A 1,554-nucleotide genomic window follows, 5' to 3' on the forward strand; every position below is an offset into this window, starting at 1 on the left:
CGAACACGTCGCCCAGGAACTCAACGGCCGCCCACGCAAGACGCTCGGCTGGAATACCCCAGCCGAGCGTCTACGTGATCTACTCACCACCTAAATCACGTGGTGTTGCGGCGACCCCCAGAACCCGAGCTGATCACCGGGCCCCTTCGTGTTCGCGCTCGACGTCCGGAAGGCCGCAGCCACCGTCCAACGGCTGAGCCGGCTCGGCTGCCGCCTGATCGGACTTCCGTCCAGGTGGTGGACGCAGATCGACCTCCCGGTCGAGAACCAGGTGTCGACCGTCCAGCCCCAGGCGGCACAGAGCGTCACCGCGCGCCCTGCTCGCCGAAACCGCGCGGGCCGCTCCCCGACAGAAGCCGGGTCAGGGCCAGGTTGGCCACCACGCGGAGGTCCGAGGTTCGGGCCCGTTCCGTCGCCCGAGGTTGACGCCGCCCGTCTTGGCGCCCAGCGACCAGCCCCCGGTCGTGGGCGCGGTCGGCGAGCCCGACCCGGTCCAGGCAGGCCATCGCCTCCTCACGCAGTTCCCGCGGGAACAGGCGGGGGTGGAGCGAGTGCCGCAGCGGCAGCCGCCCCAGGGCCTCGGTGCAGACGTTGTCGAGGACGGAGCGCCGGGGGACGAGGTGGGTCTGTTGGAAGACCATGGCGAGGGCGACCGGGGCGCCCGCCCCCGCCGTCGACGGTCACGGCGCCTTCCGCCACCGGTTCCAGCCCGGCGGCCGCGCGCAGCAGGGTGGACTTCCTGCAGCCGTTGGCGCCGAGCACGGCGAGGAACTCGCCGCGGGGGCCAGTGACGTCCACCCCGCGCAGGACCTCCCGCGGGCCGTACCGCACCGTGATGTCGGAGAGCACCGGCATCAGAGGTCCTTGTCGGTCAGGTTGAGGGTGGCCGCCAGGTCGAACAGCGGCTGGTAGGTGGACGTGTCGACGGCGACCAGGGGCGCTGCGGGCTTGACGGCGAGCAGGGCGCCGATCCGCCCGACCTTGTCGCTGGGCAGGTTCAGGAGAGCGTCGGCGACGGCCTTCTTGAATTCGGGGTCGAGGTTGCCGCGGACGGTGATGGGGTCGTTGGGGATGGGGTCGGAGGCCCAGATCTTGCGGGATTTCGCCGGGTCGAAGGTCTTGGACTGGGTGGCGCTGGCGAGCTGCTGGGACGAACGCAAGTACACCCGGATCTTCGTTGCCTGCGGCGCACCGCTGCTCCTCGCGGGTGTCGGCGCTGTACTTCCTCGCCTGCGTGACAATCGACGACAGGCGCAGGGGCCCGCCGAAGCCCCGACTACGGGCTGGACGCCGATGAGGCGTCGGACGTCGACCTCTCGGTGCAGCCGGCCGGGTGAGCGCTGGCGGCCGAGCAGCTCGACCGTCTCAGCACCAGCCGCTCGACCCTCACCTCGATGCCAGGCAGCAGAAGGTCCGCAATCTCAACCCCACCCGGCGACTACTACGGGGCCTCCTTCGCCCTAGTACTGCAACGGTGCTTACCGAGACGAGGCTTCAGCTCTTGGGCTGTGGCCTCGTCTGTTGTAGTGGCTGGTCCGGGCCTGATGCTGGCGT

General features: G+C 70.5%; 2 protein-coding genes and 1 pseudogene. All 3 read right to left on the reverse strand.

The genetic code is table 11. The features are described 5' to 3' along the window. Positions 1-305 precede the first annotated feature (305 nt). Positions 306-641, reverse strand: coding sequence for a hypothetical protein (locus tag ACFWIC_RS41040; protein WP_380522316.1), 336 nt, complete (start codon positions 639-641; stop codon positions 306-308). A gap of 88 nt (positions 642-729) precedes the next feature. Next, a pseudogene (locus tag ACFWIC_RS41045) lies at positions 730-855 on the reverse strand (phosphonate ABC transporter); the annotation flags it as partial. Next, complete coding sequence (locus ACFWIC_RS41050) at positions 855-1,166, reverse strand: PhnD/SsuA/transferrin family substrate-binding protein (RefSeq protein ID WP_380522314.1); 312 nt, start codon at positions 1,164-1,166, stop codon at positions 855-857. The gene ACFWIC_RS41050 and the pseudogene ACFWIC_RS41045, both read right to left, overlap by 1 nt. Positions 1,167-1,554: the final 388 nt, after the last annotated feature.

This window comes from Kitasatospora sp. NPDC127035 (assembly GCF_042726075.1).
In the GTDB taxonomy this organism is placed as follows: Bacteria; Actinomycetota; Actinomycetes; order Streptomycetales; family Streptomycetaceae; genus Kitasatospora.

Bases quoted from the DNA above. Each gene is read 5' to 3' on its own strand.
- ACFWIC_RS41040 (WP_380522316.1), bottom strand. From the start codon at position 641: ATGGTCTTCCAACAGACCCACCTCGTCCCCCGGCGCTCCGTCCTCGAC.